Below are 23,670 nucleotides of genomic sequence, written 5' to 3' on the forward strand. Positions count from 1 at the left end.
GTTCTAAAATGGAAACCACAAACAAGCTAAAAGATATTAATGAAGTACTGGAGTTCTTATATCAAGAATTTCCACAGTGTTTTAAACAAAAAGACGGTATCAAACCGCTTAAAGTAGGTATTTTTAAAGATATCGCTGAGCGTATTGAAGGGTCTGAAAAAGTAAGCAAGACTCAAGTACGTCAAGCGCTTAGAAAATACACGTCAAACTGGCGTTATTTAGAAGCTGTGACTAAGGCAGAGTTTCGTATTGATCTTGATGGTAATCAAGGTGAAAAAGTTGAGCAAGAGCATATCGACCATGCACAAAAAGCATTGGAAGAAAGCCGCGCTAAAATGGCTAAACGCAAAAAACAACAGCGTCCACGCCAAGACTCAGATTCTAAATCTTTCAAAAAGAAACCAGCGCACGCAAATAAAGCGGGCGAGCGTAGTTCTTTAGCTAACAAACCAGCGAAGGCTGCACCAGCTAAACGTTCAGGAAAAATTGAACCTTTACCAGCAGGTGAGGTCAAGGTTAATAACAAGGTTAAGGTTAAACTTGGCCAAGCACTTGTAAATGCAGTAATTACAGAAGTGAACAAAGATGACGTTCACGTTGAATTAGTGACAGGTATGCAAGTTAAAACTAAAGCTGACAGCTTATACATCATTTAAGCTGTAAATAAATTAAGGAGTTGTGTATGAGTAAAAAGTTTACGCTCATTCCGTTAGTTGCTGCCCTGTTTTCAGGTTCATTATTTGCTGCTGTAGAAGCCGTTACAATTGACGATTTACCTCAGCTTAAGCAAGAAAGTCAACATGGAACTGCCAGCAAACGAGTGGCTAGCTTATTTACTCGTTCACATTACACACCGGTTCGATTTAACGATGAGCTTTCTAGCAAAGTATACGATCGTTATATCGAATCCCTTGATTATAATAAAAGCGTTTTCTTAGCCAGTGATATTGCATCGTTTGAGCAATACCGCGACGACTTTGACAACGCTTTGACTACCGGTAAATTAGGTTTTACGTTTGATATTTTCAACTCAAGCCTTAAACGCCGTTTTGAACGTTATGAATATTCGCTTACATTGCTTGAAAAAGAAATGACGTTTGATAAAGAAGACGAATACTTTTTTGACCGAGAAGACGCCGCGTGGCCAACATCTCAAGCTGAGCTTGATGAAATTTGGCGTGAGCGTGTTAAATACGACGCTTTGCGTTTAAAAATGACCGGTAAAGATTGGGAAGGCATTAAGGAAGTACTGACAAAGCGTTATAAAAATGCGCAAAAACGCTTAGTACAATCAAACTCTGAAGATGCGTTCCAAATTGTAATGAATTCACTTGCACGTAGTATTGAGGCGCACACATCTTACTTATCGCCACGACGTGCAGAGCAATTTAAGCAAGATATGGATTTAGAGCTTGAAGGCATAGGTGCCGTGTTAAGTCCTGATGAAGATTACACAGTTATTCGCAGCTTAGTGCCAGGTGGCCCTGCTGATAAAACAGATCAAATCAAAGCAGATGATCGCATCATTGGTGTTGCCCAAGATGGTGAAGAGTTTGTAGACGTTATTGGCTGGCGTCTTGATGACGTAGTAGATTTAATTAAAGGCCCTAAAGGGACTAAAGTACGCTTACAATACTTAAAAGGTGTTGATGCGCACGGTACGCCTAAAGTGGTTGAAATCACACGTGACAAGATTCGCTTAGAGGATAGAGCCGCAAAGTCAGAAGTATTTGAAGCAAAATATTCTGATTTAACAAGTAAAATTGGGGTAATTGAAATCCCCGGGTTCTACAATAACCTATCGAAAGATGTAAAAGTTGAATTAGCCAAACTTAAAGAAGAAAAGGTAGATGGTATCATCATCGACTTACGCCAAAATGGCGGTGGCTCTTTATACGAAGCAACGCAACTGTCAGGCTTGTTTTTTGACCAAGGCCCAGTTGTTCAAATTCATACTTTAAATAATCGTATTGAAGAGCAAAAAGATCGTGATGGCATTACTTATTACGACGGTCCATTAACTGTATTAGTAGACCGCTACAGTGCATCTGCCTCTGAAATATTTGCAGCTGCAATGCAAGACTATGGCCGTGCAGTTATTATAGGTGAGCAAACGTTTGGTAAAGGTACTGTTCAGCAACACAAAGGTTTAGGCCGCGCCTATGATTTATACGATAATGCACTTGGCAGTGTGCAATACACAATTGCTAAATTTTATCGCATAAACGGTGGTAGCACGCAGCATAAAGGCGTAATTCCTGATATTTCGTTTCCATCAGCGATAGACCCTGCACAGTGGGGTGAAAGTAAGCAAGACAATGCTTTACCTTGGGATAGCATTGTAAAAGCAAAATACAAAAAATTAGGTAATTTAACGCCTATCATTACTTATTTAGAAAAAAATCATGAGCAACGTATTAAAACCGAGCCTGAATTTAACTATGTATTTGATGACATAGCGCGTTATAACGAAGAAAAAGATCGTAAAACTATTTCTTTAGTTGAGGCTAAACGTATTAAAGAAAAAGACGAGGGCGAGGCACGTGCACTTGCTCGAACAAATGAGCGTCTTAAGCGTTTAGGAAAAGAGCCTGTTGAAAATCTAGACGATGTACCTGAAGTAATCGAAGAGTTAGACCCGTTTTTAGAAGAAGCGGCGTTGATAACGCAAGATTATATAAAATACGGTCGTATCGCTAAAAAGTAACAACTGGTTTTACCTCTACAAAAAAGGCGCATTGGCGCCTTTTTTACTACCCATAATTTAGTAAATTGTTATAATCGCCTATTACTTTAAGTTGGGTTACCTTATCGTGCTCAATTTATGCGTTAACCGTTCAAAAATAATAATTAAACACGCAGCGAATGTGTGTAGGAGTCTCTATTTTGAAGCCATTGGAAGATAAACCAATTAAGCCCGCCTCGTTTTTTGATGCACTAATTCCCATCTCTGTATTAATCTGCTTACTCGGTGCCGCTGTATATTTATTTGGTGATAACTCATCATCAGGCCCTAACCAAATTGCACTTTTATTTGCTACGTTTGCAGCCGCATTAATTGGCTTAAAAAATGGTTATACCTGGAAAAAACTTGAGCAAGCAATGATTGAGGGAATTACACTTTCACTTGGTGCAATTTTAATATTATTGATGGTGGGTGCTTTAATTGGTACTTGGTTACTTTCGGGTACTGTACCCACTTTAATTTATTATGGCCTACAGGTTATTAACCCTAGTTGGTTTTATGCAGCGAGCTGTTTAATTTGTGGCATTGTAGCTATGAGTATTGGTAGTTCGTGGACGACAGCAGCTACTATAGGTGTTGCTTTGTTAGGTGTAGCAACTGGCCTTGGGCTTGAACAGACAGTGACTGCGGGTGCGGTTATATCGGGTGCTTATTTTGGTGATAAATTAAGCCCACTATCTGAGACAACAAACCTAGCACCAGCAGTTGTTGGCGCTGATTTATTTGAGCATATACAACATATGCTGTGGACAACTGTACCTAGCTTTGTAATCGCACTCATCATATTTATATTTATGGGCTTTAATGCCACCGCGTCTAGCGAAGCAGGCCGCATTGAAGAAATAACAGTAATTCTACAGCAGAACTTTAATATTGGTTTTGAAATGCTGATCCCATTAATTGTGTTGCTAGTTTTAGCAATTAAAAAAATGCCTGCTTTTCCTGCTATTTCAATTGGTGCTGTAGTGGGTGCTGTATGGGCTATGTTGTTTCAGTCTGATTTAATCGCGAGTCAGATTGATGTATCACAGGGTCAGTTAGTGGGTTATTTTAAGTTAATTTGGACAACTTTTTTTGATGGCTTTAGTGTTGATACTGGCGATGACAAAATGGATTCATTACTAAGCGGCGGTGGTATGGCAGGAATGCTTACAACCACATGGCTTATAATGACCGCGCTTATGTTTGGCGCTATTATGGAAAAAACAGGGCTTTTAGATATTTTCGTTAAAAGCATCTTAAAAGTTGCTAAAAGCACAGGGTCTTTAATTGCCTCTACTATTGCTACGTGTGTTGGCACAAATATCATTGCAGCTGATCAGTATATAGCTATAGTAGTACCTGGACGCATGTTTAAAGACGAGTATGAAAAACGTGGCTTAAAACCTGTTAATTTATCTCGTACGCTTGAAGATGGCGGCACAATTACAAGTCCATTGATACCATGGAATACCTGTGGTGCCTATATGCAAAGTGTTTTACTAATAAACCCATTTGACTATGCATTGTATGCTTTCTTTAATTTAATTAACCCATTCCTAGCGATTGTTTACGCCTATTTAGGTATCAAAATTTTACGTATTAAACCGAAACAATCAGCTTAAACTAAATATAGCTCCTTTATTTAAGGAGCTTTTTTTGGAGTATTTATGACGGCACCTACTAAGCCTCAAGCGCAATATTTAAAAGACTATAAAGCCCCAAATTTTCTAATTGAACACACTGAACTCACTTTTGACTTACAACCACTCAAAACCACAGTAACGGCATTACTCACACTTAAACGTGTAGATAATAACAGTACATCACTAGTGCTCGATGGTATCGATTTACACTTAGTGTCTTTATCTGTTGGCGGAGATGATATAACGGATTATGAAATTGTAGGTGAGCAACTTATTATTAATAATTTGCCAGAGCAGTGTCAATTAAGCATTGTGACTGAAATATCTCCGCAAACGAATACCTCATTAGAGGGGTTATATTTATCGGGTGGTGCTTATTGCACACAGTGTGAAGCACAAGGCTTTAGAAAAATAACCTATTATATGGACCGCCCAGATGTGCTTGCTACATTCGATGTAACCATTATTGCAGATAAAAAATACCCGCAACTATTATCTAATGGTAACCAAGTAGACAGCGGTGAAACACAAGATGGCCGTCATTTCGTTAAGTGGCAAGACCCTTTCAAAAAGCCAAGTTATTTATTTGCACTTGTTGCGGGCGATTTTGATGTACTTAAAGACACCTACAAAACTAAAAGTGGTCGAGATGTTGAGCTGGCACTGTTTGTTGATAAAGGTAATTTATCTAAAACACCACATGCCATTGCGTCACTTAAAAAAGCAATGCAGTGGGATGAAGAACGATTTAATTTAGAATATGATTTAGATATTTATATGATTGTGGCCGTAGATTTTTTCAATATGGGCGCAATGGAAAATAAAGGGCTAAACGTATTTAACAGCAAGTGTGTATTAGCAAATCAAGAAACAGCCACAGATAAAGATTACCACACCATTGAATCAATCGTGGGCCACGAATACTTTCACAACTGGACGGGTAACCGTGTTACCTGCAGAGACTGGTTTCAGTTATCGTTAAAAGAAGGATTAACGGTTTTTAGGGATCAAGAATTTAGTAGTGATTTAGGCTCTCGTGCCCTTAATCGTATTGATGCAGTAAAAGTAATGCGTACCCACCAGTTTAGTGAAGATGCAGGCCCAATGGCGCATCCAATACGTCCTGAAAAAGTAATAGAAATGAATAACTTTTACACCGTTACCGTTTACGATAAAGGTGCTGAAGTAATACGCATGATGCATACCTTATTAGGGGAAGAAAACTTCCAAAAAGGCATGGCTCTGTACTTTGAAAGACATGATGGACAAGCTGTAACCTGTGATGATTTTGTAAGTGCAATGAGTGATGCATCAGGTGTTAATTTGCAGCAATTTAAGCTTTGGTACAGCCAATCAGGAACTCCCCGATTAAATGCAGAGCAAAGCTTTGATAGCGCCACAAATACATACTCGTTAACAATAGAGCAGTGTGCACCTAGTAATCAGCCTGAAAATAAGCCTTTGCATATTCCTTTTGCCATTGAGCTTTTAGATGCCAATGGACATAGTATTGAGCTTGAGTACAAAGAGGAAAAGCAAGATCACGTTCTTAATGTTACAAGCAAAACACAAACGTTCAGTTTTGATAATATAGCCACTAAGCCCGTTGCCGTTTTACTTGAAGACTTTTCTGCGCCTTGTATTTTGACTCAACAAACTACAGAGACTGAGCTGCTGCATATAATGCGCTATGCTCGCAGTGACTTTTCTCGCTGGGATGCACAGCAACAACTGTTTATTAAAGCTGTGAAATCTCAAATTACTAATGCAAGCAATAGCGCCTTAAGTGCTGATATAATAAGTGCATTTCGCGTTCTTATTAATGCTAAAGAAGGCGATTTAGCGCTAATTGCTGAATTACTTAAAATGCCAAGCTTTGACACATTAGCCGCCGAATTTGATGTAATTCCTGTTGATGAAATAATTAAAATTACGCATAAGTTTGAGCTGCAAATTGCAGAAGAACTAAGTGATGACTTTGTTAGTTGCTACGAAACACTCGAAGATGATGGCAGCGTAAGCGCAACGGCTGTTGCAAACCGTGCTTTAAAACAATTATGTTTGCATTACCTTGCTAAAACACAAAAAGCAGAAGCTATTACGTTTATTAATGAAGCTGCTAATTCAAATAACATGACCAATGTATTAAGCGCATTGAGTGCCGCTGTAAAAGCGTCAAATCCAATTCAAAATATCCTTTTAAGTCATTTTGATAGCCAATGGCGCCATGACGTATTAGTTATGGATAAATGGTTCGCGCTTCAAGCTATGCGCTCGGGCAGTGATGCGATCGATAATATTAAAGCATTGTATGAACACCCATGTTTTGATTTTTCAAACCCAAACCGCGTACGTGCACTTGTTGGTAGCTTTAGTCATTTTAATATTGCGCAATTTCATCGAGCAGATGGCACTGGGTATGAACTATTAGGTGATTTATTGATAAAGCTTAATGCTATTAATCCGCAAAATGCATCAAGAATGCTAACACCATTTATGTCGTGGAAGCGCTATGATGAGGCACGCTCTCAAGCGATGAGGCAACAATTACAACGCTTAGCCGACCTTGAAGGACTAAGTGACGATCTTTATGAAAAGGTAGAAAAAGCGCTCGCATAAATGATTGAGTATTATTTTAGTATTAGATTGAGCTATAACGAATGCATGGATTACTACCATGGTCGTTATAGTTCATTACAAGTAGTTGAAGATAGCGGCAAGACAATTCGTTTTGCTGCTACTCATTTAAGGCCTTTTATATCAAGTATAGGAATACGTGGCCGTTTTAGACTTTTACTGACCCCCGAGAATAAATTTATCCGCCTTGAACGAGTGGCCTAGCACTCGGTATTTATGTTATAAAACAATATAAATATTATCTTTTTGTTAATTTCAATTTGTTCTATTGTTAATTTACGTGTATAAATTGTCTGGTATGACGTCTTACCAATACGTAAACGTCAGCTAAAAAATTAATAACTGATTGAATGCGACTATTTGTAATTTGTTTAATTCGCTTCTATCGTTACGATTACACTAAAAACAATAACTTGATCACACAAAATGACCCGCGACAGGGGGGAACCACAATGATAAGAAGATCGCTTTTTGTTAAAAACAAAATCGCTATAGGTTTAGCAGCCGCTAGCTTAGGTTTATCAGCAGCAAGTTCACATGCTGCAACATTTGAAGTAGGAGGTTTTGATATTGCCTTCGATTCAACCTTTTCTTATGGCCAAAGTATCCGTGTTGAAGACAGAGACTTCAGTCTTATTGGTAAAAGTAACAATCCAGCATTTGATTGGTCAGGTTACAATCCAGCACTAAACAATACGCTATATTCATCGCAAGATGTTTGGGCTCAACCAGGCTCTTACTCTAATAACGGCGACGCGGGGAACTTAAACTTTGATAGCGGTGATTCATTCTCAAAATTATTGAAAGGAACACACGACCTTTCAATAACTAAAGATAATTACGGTTTATTTACACGTTTTATGTATTTTTACGATTTTGAGTTAATGGATGGCGATCGCGCTTATTCAAACCCAACCTCAGGTCAAGGCGTTGATCCGTGTGATGATAAAGACACAAAAGAGCAAAGCTGTGCAGATATTCGTCTATTAGATGCATACGTTTGGGCTAATTTTGATTTAAACGACGGTAATAACCCATTATCTATTCGCCTTGGTCAGCAAGTAGTTAACTGGGGTGAAAGTACACTTATATCACATGGTATTAACGTAAACCCAGTTGATATAGACCGTTTAAAAGCCCCAGGTGCCGAGCTTAAAGAAGCATTCATTCCGGTAGGCATGCTTTGGGCTTCACTTGGTATTACCGAAAACATTACACTTGAAGGTTTTTACCAGTACCAATGGCATGAAACTCGTCTTCCTGCAGCGGGTACGTATTTTTCTACTAATGATTTTGCAGCCGAAAATGGTTATCAACAAAACGTTCAACTTGGGTTTACTTCAAACCCAGATATTGATGTTGCATTTTTAACTGACAGCTTAAATAACTTAACGTCTGACTTCGCGATGGCAGCTGCAGCGCAGGGTATTGATCCTGCAAGTGCACAAGGCCAAGCATTACTTGCAAGCATGTACCTTTCTTACCCAACGAAAGTTGCGCTTAAAGGCAAAGGTGATAATGGCAAATCAGAACCAGATGACGGCGGCCAATATGGCTTACGCTTGGGCGTATTTTTACCAGAGTGGAACGATACCGAAATTGCACTTTATCATGTAAATTATCATAGTCGTCGTCCACTGATCTCAGGTCGTGTATCAAACTTTTCTAATGCAGCTATTGCACAAGATTTAGCGATGATCATGAGCACCGAAATCACGTCAGATAACGTGGCTGATCTTGCTGCATTCTCTAAAGCAGAGAATGAATACCCAGAAGATATTAAGCTTTATGGTTTAAGTTTTAATACGACTATTGGTGAAACAGCTTTTGCAGGTGAATTTGCATTTAGACAAGATGAACCACTACAAATTGATGATGTAGAGTTACTTTATACCGCAATGCCTGAACAATTAGCAGTTGCTGGGATTCGTCCTGACTTTGCAGGTATTTCACAAATGAGTATAGGCGATGCTGTTAGCTCTGTGGGCGCCGGTGAACTTGCTAAAGGCTACATTGAACGTGACACATCGCAAATTCAATTTACTGCAACACATTTATTTGGCCCTTCACTCGGTGCTGATAGTTGGGCTGTAGTAGGTGAGGTGGGTGCAGTTAAAATTCACGATATGCCAGGCTACGACGAAATGCGCTTGAATGTGTCGGGTACCGGCCGAAGTGGTGTTATTACAGGCCCAGGTACAACTGATTACTCTACATTACAACTTGGTCTTTCAAACGGCGCCGAGCAAAAATCATTTGCAACGGCATCGTCTTGGGGTTACCGCCTAATTGCTAAAGGTGATTATTTTAACCTTTACAACGGTATTAACTTCTCTCCTCGTTTTGTATTTTCTCATGACGTAAATGGTAATACGCCAGATCCTATGTTCTTATTTATTGAAGATCGTAAATCTTTAGGCGCTACTATGAACTTTAACTACCAAAATGCTTGGTCATTAGATGTGAGCTATAACTCATTTTGGGGTGGCGGTGGTATTAATACCTTCTCAGACCGTGATTACGTTTCTTTTAACTTAAAATATTCAATCTAAGGGTATTATTACTATGATTAAAAAACCTACCCTCATTGCTACCGCTTTTTGTAGCTTATTTGCTAGTAGTGCCACTTTGGCAAAAATGAGCGCCGAAGAAGTTGCTCGTCTAGGGCAAGATTTAACCCCATTAGGTGCTGAAAAAGCAGCTAATGCAGATGGCTCTATTCCAGCGTGGAATAACGGTATTACAACAGCCCCTAAAGGCTATGAACCAGGCATGCACCATTTAGACCCATATGCTGCAGACACAGTACTTTTCACTATTGATAAAACAAATATTGATAAGTACAAAGCTAACTTAAGCCCAGGTCAAATTGCATTATTTGAAGCATACCCAGATACATTTAAAATGCCTGTGTATGAAACTCGCCGTTCTGCCTCATACCCTCAGTTTGTATATGATGCGACTAAAAAGTTTGCTGCCACAGCTGAATTAGTTGAAGGTGGAAATGGAATTAAAAATACGGCAATTGGTATTCCTTTTCCAATTCCTAAAAGTGGTTTAGAAGCAATTTGGAACCATTTATTGCGTTATCGTGGGCAGTCAATTGAACGCTTTGGCGGTCAAGCGGCGCCAACTGCATCAGGCTCTTACAACTATGTAGGTTTTGATGAGCAGTTATTAGTTAAATACTCTGATCCAAGTGCAACACCTGCAGAGCTTCAAGACTCAAACATTTTGTTTAAATTTAAACAAAGCGTAACTGAGCCTGCGCGTTTAGCGGGTACAGCGTTATTAGTTCATGAAACAATGGATCAAATTTTAACACCTCGCCAGGCGTGGACTTATAACTCGGGTCAGCGCCGCGTTCGTCGTGCGCCTAACGTAGCTTATGATGCACCAGGTACTGCGGCTGATAGCTTACGTACAACAGATGACTTTGATATGTTTAACGGATCTCCAAATCGTTACAACTGGACGTTAAAAGGTAAAAAAGAACTTTATATTCCATATAATAGCTACAAACTTCATAGTGATAAGCTTGAGTATGATGACATCTTAAAACCAGGTCATATCAATCCAGAGCATGCACGTTACGAAAAACATCGTGTATGGGTTGTAGAAGCAAACTTAAAAGATGATACGCGCCACATATACAAAAAACGTGTGTTTTATATTGATGAAGATAGCTGGCAAGTACAGGTTACCGATATTTATGATAACCGCGACCAACTTTATCGTGTAGCTATGGCTTATGGTCTTAACTATTACGAAGTACCTACACAGTGGAGTACGCTTGAAGTTTATCACGATTTGAATTCTCGTCGTTATTTAGCGATTGGTTTAGATAACCAAGAAAAAATGTACGATTTTTCACAGTCATTTAATGATAACGAATTTACATCAAGCGCTTTACGTCGCGCTGGTAGATAGTAATAAATTAGCACTTAACTTTGTTAAGTGCTTTTTCCTTTCTCATCGCGTTTGTCTTATAGCGCGCAACGCTTCCCTCAGTAAAAAGACAAACAATTCTCTCGTTCAAGGCGATTAAAATTTATGAAGTATTTGGTATATGCCAGCCTGATTATAAGCGGTGCGAGTGTTGCACAAGAAGCTCCTGTAAATGCAATCAGTGCAATTAATGCAAATAAAACGCTATTAACCGATATTACAGATACAGGTAATGGTTTAATTGCAGTTGGTAAGCATGGCACAGTAATAAAGAGTCAATCAGGTGATAAGTGGCAACAAGCTGAACTTGTACCTACTCAAGTGCTATTGACCGCTGTTGATTTTAGCAACGAAAAAAATGGTTGGGCGTGTGGGCACGACGCGACAATTATAAATACGACTGATGGCGGTAACAACTGGCAACTACAACAAGCTAAACCCGAATTAGACAAACCTTGCCTCGATATTTTGTTTGAAGATAATTTAAATGGCTTTGCAGTCGGTGCATACGGCATGTTTTATTATACGGGTGATGGTGGAAAACACTGGCAAAAGCGCTTTTTAGAGTCGCTATTATACAGTGAAGACAGAGACTATTTAAACGATTTAAAAGAAACTGATCCAGAAGGTTATGAAGCTGAAACAGCCTCTATTTTGCCGCATTTTAACCGTATAGAAAAAACAGATAATGGTTTAATGCTCGTTGGTGAAATGGGTTTAATGGCTAAAAGCACCGACAATGGGCAATCTTGGGTGCGACTTGAAGAAATATACCCAGGTTCATTTTTCGCTCTAGCTTCTGATAGTAAGCAAGAAATTGTAGCAGGGCTGCGCGGTAATGTTTTTGTTAAGCAAAATAATGAAGAGCAATGGCAGCATCTCGAAAATATTAAAACAGCCACCATTAACAGCATTATTAATTACAATAATAAACAATGGCTAATGCTTGCTAACAGCGGTGTTATTTTTCATCTGCAAGATGGGTTGTTAACGCATGAACAACTTCCCGATGGCAAAGCCATTCTTGATGGCGCAATTTTAAATAATAAACTAATTATGGCGACTGAAGACGGCATTAAAGTGAAGGAGTTAACCCCTTAATGCATAAGTTACTCGATTTTATTGAAAAGGCGATTTTTAGACATCGCTTAATTATGCTTATAAGTTTTGCACTTATAACGTGTTTGCTTGTATTTAAGGCGACTCAAATTCAACTTGATGCGTCATTTAATAAAAACATACCGTTAAATCACGATTATATGAAAGTGTATACCAAACACGAAAAACAGTTTGGCGGCGCGAATAGTATTTTAATTTCGATATGTGACGACAGCGGTAATATTTTCAATCCTGAGTTTTTTACTCAATTAAAAGCAGTGCATGATCAGCTTTATTTTATACCTGGTGTGAACCGTCCATTAGTAAACTCAATATTTTCTCCAAGTGCTCGTTTTGTTGAAGTAGTAGAAGATGGTTTTGCTGGCGGCCCAATTATTCCTGCAAACTTTAAGGCCGATGCGCGTGGTTTAGGTGTTGTAAAAGAGAACATTGAGAAAGCTAAAGTAGTAGGGCGCATGATTGCAAGCGACTACTCTTGCGCGATGGTGACTGCTCAACTGCTCGAAACTGATCCTCAAACCCAACATAAACTAGACACCTTAGCATTTGCACAAAAACTTGAAACCGACCTAAGAGAGCCGTTAAGTACAGACAAAGTAGGTATTCATATAATTGGTTTTGCCAAAATGGCTGGTGATATTGCTGAGGGGGCAAAAGGGGTTGTACTGTTTTTTGCCATTGCAATTGCATTTACCTTCATTATGGTTTGGCTATTTTGCGGTAGCTTAAAGCTGACTGTTCTACCTATAGCGTGTTCAATTATTGCCGTAGTGTGGCAGTTGGGTCTGCTTTCAAGTTTAGGGTTTGGACTAGATCCAATGTCTATTTTGGTTCCGTTTTTAGTCTTCGCTATTGGTGTGAGCCATGGCGTGCAAATGATAAACGCGATTGGTAAAAAAGTAGGTGAAGGAAAAACTACGCGTGTTTGCTGTCAATCAAGTTTTAGAGCTTTGTTAATACCTGGTGGTATAGCACTTCTCTCAGATACAGTCGGCTTTTTAACCTTACTTACGATTGATATTGGTATCATTCGCGAGCTTTCGATAACAGCAAGCTTAGGTGTTGCTGTGATTATTTTTACTAATCTAATCTTGTTACCAGTGTGGGCCTCATATATGAACTTTGAAAACAGTGTTCATATTCAATCAGGCGATGCTGAAAAACCAAATATGCTCGATAAAATCAGAGACATTTTAGTAAAAGCAACCGATCCTAAAATCGCTAAAATGATTATTGGCTTTACGCTTATATTGTTTGCCTTAGGTTATTGGCAGGCAGATAAAATGCGTATAGGCGACTTACACGCAGGCGCACCGTCATTGCATCAAGATGCTCGCTATAACCAAGATACTTTTTTAATCTCTGATAAATACACTATCTCATCAGACATTTTGAAAGTGATTGTAGAGGCATACCCAGCTGCCTGTACCGAACATAATGTTATGGAGCGTATTAGCCGTTTTCAATATAAAGTTGAAAATGTAGCTGGTGTGCAATCTGCTGTGAGCTTAAGCTCAGTAGCGCAATCTGTTAACGCAGGTTATAACGAAGGGAATTTAAAATGGCAAAGCCTGCCGCGTAATTCTGCAAGCTTAGTGCAATCGACAGCGCGAGTAGAAACCAGCACAGGGCTTTTAAATGGTGATTGCTCGGTTATGCCTGTGATTATATTTTTAGATGATCATAAAGCGCAAACAATCGATACGGTCATTCAAAGCGTTAAGCAATTTGCACAAGAAGAGGGAACAGACAAATTAGCCTTTAGATTAGCATCAGGCCCCGTAGGTGTTATGGCTGCAACCAATGAGTCAGTATCTGAGGCGCAGATCCCTATGATGCTTTATGTGTATGGTGCTGTAATCATTTTATGTTTACTAAGCTTTAAAAGTATAAAAGCAACAATAGCAGTGGTTTTACCGCTTTACATTGTATCTACACTTGCACAAGCGCTGATGGTGCAATTAGAAATTGGTTTAACCGTGTCTACTTTGCCAGTTATCGCGTTAGGTGTTGGTATTGGTGTTGATTACGGCATTTATATACTGTCATCAATGATGGGTCAGCTTAAGCAAAATGTACCGCTTAGCGTTGCTTATCGTAATGCGCTTGTAGAGCGAGGAAGTGCGGTATTGTTTACAGGTATTACACTTGCCATAGGCGTGAGTACTTGGATTTTCTCAGATCTTAAATTCCAAGTTGATATGGGTATACTGCTAACCTTCATGTTTTTAGTAAATATGCTAGGTGCAGTGCTGTTATTACCTGCAATTGGCAGCCTGCTCTGGACTGACCAGAAAAAATAAAGTGAATAATTTTGCTCCTAAATGGCCTGTATAGGCCATTTATATCTATAATTTGTGAATAGATGACCAAATAGCTGAAATGCTTAAAATGTTTTCATCGAAAAGGCTGTTTATTAGCTGCAAAAGGGTTAGAATTTAACTGACTCCACACTAATAATACGCTGTGCAAATATTCTGCTTATAGCAGTAATAGATTAAGGAACATACAATGACACGAAATGAAGGCCAAGCCTCGGTTATCCTAGATAATGTCTGTAAGCTTATCCAGAAAAAAGTTCACGCTGATAATGTGTTACTCGTTGAAAAATTCGCCAAAGCCTTGTACAGCAACATGTCTAAAGAGGATTTGGCAAACCGCAACGATAGTGACCTATATGGTGCAGCACTAAGCCTTTGGAATTCGCTAGAAAAAAACACCACTGATGACGCTGTTATTCGCGTTTTTAATCCTGAAGTAGCAAAAGATGGCTGGCAGTCGTCACACACTATCGTAGAAATCATCACGAAAGACATGCCATTTTTAGTTGACTCAGTGCGTATGGCCATGACGCGCGAAAATATCGCCTCTCACTTATTACTTCACTGTCCGTTAAAAATTCAGCGCGATAGCGACGCAAAAATTTCTGGCTTATCTAATTTAAAAGCTGAGCAAGAATCAACATCGACCAAAACAGTTTTCTTTATTGAAATTGACCGTCAAACCGATACATCGGTGATTGAGTCTTTCAAAAAAGAACTTGAGTCTGTATTAGTTGATGTCTCTATTGCTGTTGATGATTGGCAGCCTATTCGTAAAAAATTAGTGTCGGTAATTAAAGAGTTACCAAAGCGCCACCATAAAAAAAGCGAACATGAAATATCAGAAACAACAGAGTTTTTAGATTGGTTAGCTAAAGATAACTTTACACTAATGGGCTACCGCGAATATGAATTGTGCCCAGTGCAAGGTGATTACCAGTTAAAGGGAAAAATGGACACGAGTCTTGGTTTGATGAAAAACTCAACCGAGGAGCACAGTCGTTTACTGTCAGAATTACCAGAAGTCGCTCGCCAAGAAGCGCGCAGCAGCAATTTACTTATTTTAACAAAAACTAATTCTATTTCTCGTGTGCATCGCCCAGCTTATATTGATTATGTAGGTATAAAACGTTTTGACGATGAAGGGAATGTTATAGGGGAAGATCGCTTTATTGGTTTATTCTCTTCAAGTTTTTATAATAATAGTGCTACAGATGTACCTGTTTTAAAAAGTAAAATTAACCGTATTATGGAAATGTGTGACTTTGCTAAAGGGACACATGCATACAAAGCAGTATTAAATATTTTAGAAACATACCCACGCGATGAGTTAGTTCAAGCTCGCGAAAATGAGCTTTTAGAAGTTGCTATGGGTGTTTTACAAGTACAAGAGCGTGACATGTGCCGCTTATTTGTACGTAAAGATGCATATGGTCGCTTCTTATCTTGTATGGTTTACGTTCCGCGTGAGCGTTATAACACGGCGCTGCGCCGTGAAACCCAAGACATATTAGCTAATGCATTTAATTCTGACGATAAAGTCGAATTTACTACCTATTTCTCTGAGTCAACACTTGCGCGTACTCATTACACCGTTCGTGTGACCGACAACAATATCGAATATAACGTGAAAGACATCGAAAATAATTTAGTAGAAGCTGCGCGTACATGGGAAGACAAACTACAATCTGCACTTTTAGAATCTGCAGGTGAAGCACGTGGTAACGATTTAAACCGTAAATACTGCAATGCGTTTGCACGCTCATACAAAGACGAAGTATTGCCAAGTGCAGCTGTTGTAGATATCGAAAAGTTAGAATTACTTAGCGACGAGAACAAGCTAGAAATGCTGTTTTACCGTCCGCAAGAAGAAGCAAACAGCAATATTGTGCGTTTAAGCTTATTTCATAAAGATGAACCAATTCATTTATCTGATGTTATGCCAATGCTTGAAAACTTTGGCTTACGCGTTGTCGGTGAAACGCCGTATTCAGTTAAAACAAGCGATGGGCGTATTAATTGGATCATGGATTTCTCGATGCTAATTGATAGCAAAGGGATGGCTGACTTTGATAAGATTTCAGCGCGCTTTCGTGCTGCTTTAACTAACGTTTGGGGTAATCGCTTAGAGAATGACGGCTTTAATCGTTTAGTGCTAATGGGTGGCTTAACAGGTCGTGAAGCTTCTATTTTACGTGCTTATGCTAAGTATATGCGCCAAATTGGAGTAACTTTCTCGCAAAGCTATATTGAGAGCACGTTTGCAAATTATCCAAATATTGCAGCGCAAATTGTAAATTTATTTGCCAAAAAGTTCTCAGTTAAAAGTCCTGCGAGTGCTAAAACTCTCGAAAAGTTAAGCACTCAAATATACCTAGAGCTTGAAAACGTAGCAAACCTTGATGATGACCGTATTATACGTTTATACGTAGATATGATTGTTGCTACATTACGCACTAACTATTTCCAAAAAGATGATGCAGGGCAGTTTAAATCGTATGTATCGTTTAAAATACAGCCAAGTCTAATTCCAGATGTGCCACTTCCGCTTCCTGCATTTGAGATTTTTGTATACTCTCCGCGCGTTGAAGGTGTGCATTTACGCTATGGTAAAGTTGCCCGTGGTGGACTACGTTGGTCAGACCGCCGTGAAGACTTCCGAACTGAAGTACTAGGCTTAGTTAAAGCGCAACAAGTTAAAAATACAGTAATTGTACCTGTAGGCTCTAAAGGTGGTTTTGTTTGTAAACAGCTACCAAGTGAGCGCGAGGCGTTTATTAAAGAAGGCCAAGAGTGTTATAAAATATTCATTCGTGGGCTTTTAGATATAACAGATAACATTGAACGCGGTGAAATTGTGCCAGCAAGAGATGTTGTTCGCCACGATGAAGACGATGCTTATTTAGTTGTTGCAGCCGATAAAGGAACCGCGACGTTCTCTGACATAGCCAACGGTATAGCAAATGAATATAACTTCTGGCTAGGTGATGCATTTGCATCAGGCGGCTCTGTTGGTTACGACCATAAGAAAATGGGTATTACTGCCAAAGGTGCGTGGGAGTCTGTTAAACGTCATTTCCGTGAAATGGATATCGACTGTCAAACTAGCGATTTTACTGTCGTGGCAATTGGTGACATGGCGGGTGATGTATTTGGTAATGGTATGTTGTTATCTAAGCATATTCGTTTACAAGTAGCATTTAACCACATGCATATCTTTGTAGATCCAAATCCTGATGCAGCTACCTCTTACCCAGAACGTGAGCGTTTATTTAATTTACCGCGTTCATCGTGGGAAGATTACAATAAAGAATTAATTTCTGCTGGTGGTGGTGTTTTCTCTCGTGCAGCTAAATCAATTACGCTTAGCCCAGAAATGAAAAAAATGTTGGGCACTAAAAAAGCGAGCATGACGCCAAATGAACTGATGAAAGCCTCATTAATGATGAACTTTGATTTATTATGGAATGGCGGTATCGGAACATACATTAAACACTCTAATGAAACCGATGCAGATGTAGGGGACCGTGCAAACGATGCACTACGTATCAACGGTAAAGAGTTAGGTGCTAAGATAATTGGTGAAGGTGGTAACTTAGGCGCAACGCAGTTAGGTCGTATAGAGTTTGCAGCTAAAGGCGGACGTGTAAATACAGACTTTATTGATAACGTTGGCGGTGTAGCGTGTTCAGATAACGAAGTAAACATCAAGATTTTATTAAATGGTTTAGTAGCCGAAGGTGATTTAACGCGTAAACAGCGTGATGAGCTACTGTACTCAATGACTGATGAAGTGTCTGAATTAGTACTTAAAGATTGTTACCGTCAAACGCATACAATTTCTATTACGCAGTCTAAAGGGGCTTCAACCCTTAAAGAAAAGATTCGCTTTATTCATGCACTTGAAAAAGAAGGCAAATTAAACCGTGCTATAGAGTTTATTCCTTCAGATGAAGAATTAGCAGAACGTGCAGCAGCGGGTAAAGATTTAACTCGTCCTGAGCTTTCTGTACTTGTATCTTACGCAAAAATGGTATTAAAAGAGTCATTAGTAACAGAAGAGATTACTGAAAACCCTTATTACCGCCAATTACTCGTTAAATCGTTCCCACGTCCACTACGTGAGAAGTTTAATGATGCGATGAATAATCACCCACTACGTAAAGAAATTATAGCGACTAAACTTGCTAATAATATCGTTAATGACATGGGCTTAAACTTCATGGTACGTATGCATGAAGAAACAGGTGCAAACGAAGCTGAAATAGCACTGTGTTATTCAATTGCCAGTGAAATATTTGAAATGCGTGATACCTGGTCTTCTATCAGTGCGCTTGATAATAAAATTCCTGCATCAGTTCAAACTGAGATGCTTTATCAACTACGTCGTACGGTACGTCGCGCAACGCGTTGGTTCTTACGCCATCGTAATAAAGCGCTGACTATTGAACAATCAATCGAATTCTTTGCACCAATATTTAAAGACTTAAGTAAGAACTTAAACTCTTACATGGTTGAAAAAGAGAATGAACGTATAGTTGTTGAGTCAGATAAGCTAGTTCAAAGCGGTGTACCTAAAGATATTGCTAAGCGTATTGTGTCTTTATCTAGTTTATTTTCTGTGATGGATTTAGCTGAAATAGCAAATAGCTCGAGTAAAAATATTTCCATGGTATCAAACACCTACTTTAAACTAGGTGCGCGTATGGGCTTACATTGGTTCTTAGATCAAATAACGCATCAGCCTGTTGCAAATCATTGGCAAGCGCTTGCCCGTTCTTCGTACCGTGAAGAACTAGATTGGCAGCAACGTACATTGTCTGAAGTTGTATTAAATAGCTTTGAAGGCGATGACAACGATGTTGATAAACAAATTGATCAATGGATGGATAGCCAAGATTTATTACTTCAGCGCTGGAAGCAAATGCTTGCTGAGTTTAAAACATCACAAAGCCACGACTTTGCTAAGTTCTCAGTAGCGCTTCGTGAATTGATGTTGTTAAGCCATAACTGTGATACATCGGGCAAATAATCTAACATTTAACGGTTATTTATTTAGTAAATAATCAGTTAATTTTGAAAATTGCTATATAATACCTCGGCCTTGTCCGAGGTATTTTTTTGTCTGCAATTTAAAGAGGATTATATTAATGTTTTATGATTTAGCTCGCCGTTTTATGTTTACCCGTGATGCGGAGTGGGCACATGAGTTTGCACTTAATAATCTTCGTCGTTTTGCTAATACACCACTTAATGCGGCTTGGTCTCAAAGCATCGCAGATAAACCAGTAAACTTTTTAGGGCTAGAGTTTAAAAATCCTGTTGGGCTTGCGGCTGGCCTCGATAAAAATGCTGAATGTATTGATGCTTTTAGCCAAATGGGATTTGGTTTTGTAGAAGTAGGTACGGTTACACCCCGTCCACAAGCGGGTAACGATAAACCACGTATATTTAGACTTCCTCAGTCAAATGCGATTATTAACCGTATGGGTTTTAATAATAAAGGCGTGGATAATTTAGTTAGTAATGTAAAAGCCGCGAACTATACAGGTATTTTAGGCATCAATATTGGTAAAAATAAAGATACGCCTAACGAACAAGGTAAGGATGATTATATTCATTGTATGCGTAAGGTGTTTGAACATGCTTCGTATATTACCGTCAATATTTCATCACCAAATACTCCAGGACTTCGTGACTTACAATATGGCGCAGCACTAGATGACTTATTGCAAAGTTTAAAAAATGAGCAGTTAGATTTAATTGCAAAGCACAATAAACAAGTACCAATGCTTGTAAAGATAGCGCCAGATCTTGATGAGATCCAAATAGCACAAGTAAGCGAATCATTATTAAGTAATAAAATTGATGGTGTAATTGCAACTAATACCACACTAGAACGCAGTGCCGTAATGGGTCAACAATACGCTGATGAAGCGGGTGGCTTATCTGGATTGCCTGTTAGAGAGCGCTCTACGCATGTAGTTAGCGAACTAAAACGCTTAACCAAAGGTAACTTACCAATAATTGGGGTGGGGGGTATTGATGACGCCCAATCAGCAAAAGAAAAGTTAAATGCCGGTGCAAATTTGGTTCAGGTTTATACTGGGTTCATCTACAAAGGTCCACAATTGGTCAAATCGATCGTCAACGGCTTATAAGGATCAGTTATCTAAGCTTTTGATCGTTCAATAAATGTTCTAAGCAGGCATTTATAAAATGGTCAAAAGCGGTTATACTTTAAGCTTATTGCATTATTTATTTACTACGTTATCCAAGGAGGAGCACATGTTACAAGCATCAAAGCAATGGCAGTGGATTGCTTGTCCTAAACAAAATCGTTTACTACTCGATTTAGACGATAATATGCAATTACGCACACCTTATAAATTAAGACAACTTACCGACTGCGTATTTAGTAATCCTCGCTTTAGCCTTGAAGATGCTGCATTTTATGAACAAGTTTATAATTACTTAGATGGTTTTAATTTATATAAGCCAGCTCAAATATGCCAGATAGCGTTAAATGCAACAGCTGTAAAATTTCATTTAAAACCTGTACTTGCTAAAAGTTGGTTTTTTCAAGAATATATCGGAAATGAGCCAAGCGTTGAGGCAATAATTAAGCTTGCATCTAAAGTACAAATTGGTGAGTTTTTAATTGTAGAGCATTGCCCTGATGCTTCTATTTGCATTAATTTAAGCGAAAACTTTAAACTTGATGATAATTTATCTCTTGAGCAGTTTGAAGTGATCCGTGTTCTTAATAATCGCGTTCACCCACTTTTAAATCAGCAATATCAAAGCCAAACAGCATAACCAAATTTAACGTTTATACGTGTGTTTATGGCGCGTTTGTTCCCCAACCTATGTTATAATCCTGCGCAATTAGCTATTAAGGGTTATTACTTTGCAATTTATCGCACTTACTTCTATCGGAATCGAAAATTTATTGGTTGATGAACTAACAGAGCTTGGCGCAGTTGTGTCTAAGCAAACTGTGGGTTCTGTTCGTTTTGAGGCTGACTCATTACTGGCGCAAAAGGTGTGTTTATCAAGCCGTTTTGCTACGCGTGTGCTTATGCTTATCGAAGAAAAAGAAGGCGTTAATGACAAAGATAGCCTATACAAATTTGCTCGCTTGCAACCTTGGCAAGAGTGGTTTGGTCCTACCCAAACGTTCGCTGTAGATTTTAATGGTACAAATGACTCACTGAAAAACACGCAGTTTTCAGGATTAGTGATTAAAGACGCCATTGTAGATTATTTCAATGATTTATATGAACAACGCCCAAATGTAGATAAACAAGATGCAAACGTGCGCGTTGTTGCGCGTCTTAATCGTCATGGCGTTTCAATGTACATTGACTATTCTGGCCCGCGTTTATCTGAACGTGGTTACCGTCAAGGTCAAGGTAAAGCGCCAATTAAAGAACACTTAGCAGCTGCACTTATTAAACGAAGTGGCTGGCTTGATAACGTGAATCAACCTTTATTTGACCCATGTTGTGGTGCCGGCACTATTTTAATAGAAGCTGCGGGTATGGCACGCAATGAAGCCCCTGGTTTATTTAGAGAAGGGTTTGCATTTGAGCGTTTGCCAAGCTTTAGAGCGGCTAAATTTAAACAACTTCGTGAAGAGTTATTAGCGCAAATCACCGATCCTAAATTATGGTTAATTGGTCACGATTACGACGCCCAAGTACTCGATAAAGCTATAGCAAATGCAGAGCGAGCTGAGCTTGATACAGTTATTAAATTTAAACAAAGTGATGCGACAAAATTAACTCCCGTTGCTAAGTTACCAGGGGTCGTTATTTCAAACTTACCTTATGGCGAACGGATTGGCTCTATGGCTGAGCTTGTAAATTTACACCGTAATATGGGTGTTGGTTTTAAAAAGCACTTTAACCATTGGAAACTTGCTTTACTGGGCATGGATGAGAGCTTATTTAAACTGTTAAAACTAGTCAGGCTAAAACGTTATAAGTTTAAAAATGGACCCCTTGATGTTGAGCTTAATTTGTATCAATTAGATGATAAGCAAGTTAGTTTAACGACTGAAGATAAGCCAGCCCTTAACTTTGAAGGCTCTATGTCGTTTGCTAATCGTTTGAAAAAGAATAAGCAAGGGTTAAAAAACTGGCTCAAACAAAACGAGGTGCAAGCGTACCGTGTTTATGACGCTGATATTCCTGAATACAACGTAGCAGTAGATGTATATGGCGATTCGGCTGTTATTTTTGAATATGCAGCACCCAAAGAAATTGATGAAAAAACATCAGATAAACGTCTTCAAGATGTGATTAGTTTAACTGCACAACAGTTAAATATCGCACCAGAAAACATTGCTGTAAAAGTGCGTAAAAAGCAAAAGGGTGAAGAGCAATATACACCTATGGCAAAGCAAAATCGTACTATGGTAGTTGAAGAATTTGGCGCAAAATTCAAAGTTAACCTGTTTGATTATTTAGATACAGGCTTGTTTTTAGATCATCGTTTAGTACGCCGTTATATTCAAGAAAATGCCAAAGATAAACGCTTTTTAAATTTATTTGCCTACACAGGAAGTGCATCTGTGCATGCAGCTCTTGGCGGCGCAAAAGCGATTACTACTGTTGATTTATCTAAAACCTACTTAAAGTGGGGCCAAGATAACTTTGATCTAAATAATATAAGCAACACACGTTATCGTTTTGAACAAGCCGATTGCTTAAAATGGCTTGAGCATGCAACAGCACAGTACGATTTAATATTTTTAGATCCGCCTACATTCTCTAATTCTAAACGTATGAAAGATGCGTTCGATGTGCAAAGCGACCATATTAAGCTACTAACTTGGGTTAAAAAGATTTTAAGCCCTTCAGGTACTTTAATATTTTCAAATAACAAGCGTGGTTTTGTTATGGATGAAGTAGGCTTAATTGGTTTAGGTTTAAAAGCAGTTAATATTTCTGAAAAAACATTATCGCCAGATTTTAAGCGTAACAAAAAAATTCACAATAGCTGGTTAATTACGCATGGCTAAATGGGTTTTGTATCATACAGAAGGATGCCACTTGTGTGAGCAAGCTGAGCAACTAGTTACTGATTTGCTTGATGCCTCAAGCTCATTAGAATTGGTTGATATAATTACTGATGAGCAGCTTATTAACAAATATCAGACACGTATTCCTGTATTAAAAAGTGAACAAGGCCTGCAACTATATTGGCCTTTTAGTGCACACAGTGCACGTGAATTTATGACGCAAGCAGATTAAGAGCAAATAAGAAC

General features: G+C 38.8%; 14 protein-coding genes. All 14 read left to right on the plus strand.

Annotated elements, in window-relative coordinates; genetic code table 11:
- Window positions 1–8 precede the first annotated feature (8 nt).
- Window positions 9–656, plus strand: a complete 648-nt coding sequence (gene proQ, locus J8L73_RS11270) for an RNA chaperone ProQ (protein ID WP_211017120.1) — start codon at window positions 9–11, stop codon at window positions 654–656.
- Between the two features lie 26 nt (window positions 657–682).
- Window positions 683–2,707 carry a carboxy terminal-processing peptidase gene (prc, locus tag J8L73_RS11275; RefSeq protein ID WP_210999499.1) on the plus strand — a complete coding sequence of 675 codons (2,025 nt, stop codon included), beginning with the start codon at window positions 683–685 and terminating at the stop codon, window positions 2,705–2,707.
- Window positions 2,708–2,886: 179 nt separating this feature from the next.
- Window positions 2,887–4,350 carry a Na+/H+ antiporter NhaC gene (nhaC, locus tag J8L73_RS11280; RefSeq protein WP_171038409.1) on the plus strand — a complete coding sequence of 488 codons (1,464 nt, stop codon included), beginning with the start codon at window positions 2,887–2,889 and terminating at the stop codon, window positions 4,348–4,350.
- A gap of 45 nt (window positions 4,351–4,395) precedes the next feature.
- The gene (pepN, locus tag J8L73_RS11285) at window positions 4,396–6,990 is read left to right on the plus strand and encodes an aminopeptidase N (RefSeq protein WP_211017121.1); all 2,595 of its coding nucleotides are present in this window, start codon (window positions 4,396–4,398) and stop codon (window positions 6,988–6,990) included.
- Window positions 6,991–7,212: a DUF2835 family protein gene (locus J8L73_RS11290; RefSeq protein ID WP_210999496.1), complete on the plus strand. Its 222-nt coding sequence runs from the start codon at window positions 6,991–6,993 to the stop codon at window positions 7,210–7,212. It begins immediately after the preceding gene.
- 248 nt (window positions 7,213–7,460) lie between these two features.
- Window positions 7,461–9,560 carry a DUF1302 domain-containing protein gene (locus J8L73_RS11295; RefSeq protein ID WP_210999495.1) on the plus strand — a complete coding sequence of 700 codons (2,100 nt, stop codon included), beginning with the start codon at window positions 7,461–7,463 and terminating at the stop codon, window positions 9,558–9,560.
- A gap of 13 nt (window positions 9,561–9,573) precedes the next feature.
- Window positions 9,574–10,938 carry a DUF1329 domain-containing protein gene (locus J8L73_RS11300; RefSeq protein WP_211017123.1) on the plus strand — a complete coding sequence of 455 codons (1,365 nt, stop codon included), beginning with the start codon at window positions 9,574–9,576 and terminating at the stop codon, window positions 10,936–10,938.
- A gap of 123 nt (window positions 10,939–11,061) precedes the next feature.
- Entirely contained in the window at window positions 11,062–12,057 is a 996-nt protein-coding gene (locus J8L73_RS11305; protein WP_211017125.1) for a YCF48-related protein, read from the plus strand.
- Complete coding sequence (locus J8L73_RS11310) at window positions 12,057–14,378, plus strand: MMPL family transporter (RefSeq protein WP_211017127.1); 2,322 nt, start codon at window positions 12,057–12,059, stop codon at window positions 14,376–14,378. The genes J8L73_RS11305 and J8L73_RS11310 overlap by 1 nt, the downstream gene beginning before the upstream one ends.
- Before the next feature lie 208 nt (window positions 14,379–14,586).
- On the plus strand, window positions 14,587–19,428 hold the full coding sequence (locus J8L73_RS11315; RefSeq protein WP_211017129.1) for an NAD-glutamate dehydrogenase: 4,842 nt from the start codon (window positions 14,587–14,589) through the stop codon (window positions 19,426–19,428).
- Between the two features lie 118 nt (window positions 19,429–19,546).
- On the plus strand, window positions 19,547–20,557 hold the full coding sequence (gene pyrD, locus J8L73_RS11320; RefSeq protein WP_210999490.1) for a quinone-dependent dihydroorotate dehydrogenase: 1,011 nt from the start codon (window positions 19,547–19,549) through the stop codon (window positions 20,555–20,557).
- 127 nt (window positions 20,558–20,684) lie between these two features.
- Window positions 20,685–21,215: a cell division protein ZapC domain-containing protein gene (locus J8L73_RS11325; protein ID WP_211017131.1), complete on the plus strand. Its 531-nt coding sequence runs from the start codon at window positions 20,685–20,687 to the stop codon at window positions 21,213–21,215.
- 91 nt (window positions 21,216–21,306) lie between these two features.
- Entirely contained in the window at window positions 21,307–23,424 is a 2,118-nt protein-coding gene (gene rlmKL / locus J8L73_RS11330) for a bifunctional 23S rRNA (guanine(2069)-N(7))-methyltransferase RlmK/23S rRNA (guanine(2445)-N(2))-methyltransferase RlmL (RefSeq protein WP_211017133.1), read from the plus strand.
- Window positions 23,417–23,656 (plus strand): glutaredoxin family protein, encoded by a 240-nt coding sequence (locus J8L73_RS11335; protein ID WP_138682400.1) that lies wholly within the window; start codon window positions 23,417–23,419, stop codon window positions 23,654–23,656. Before rlmKL ends, J8L73_RS11335 begins: the two co-directional genes overlap by 8 nt.
- Window positions 23,657–23,670 lie beyond the last annotated feature (14 nt).

The sequence above is a fragment of the Pseudoalteromonas sp. MMG006 genome (genome assembly GCF_018101025.1).
Taxonomy (GTDB): Bacteria; Pseudomonadota; Gammaproteobacteria; order Enterobacterales; family Alteromonadaceae; genus Pseudoalteromonas.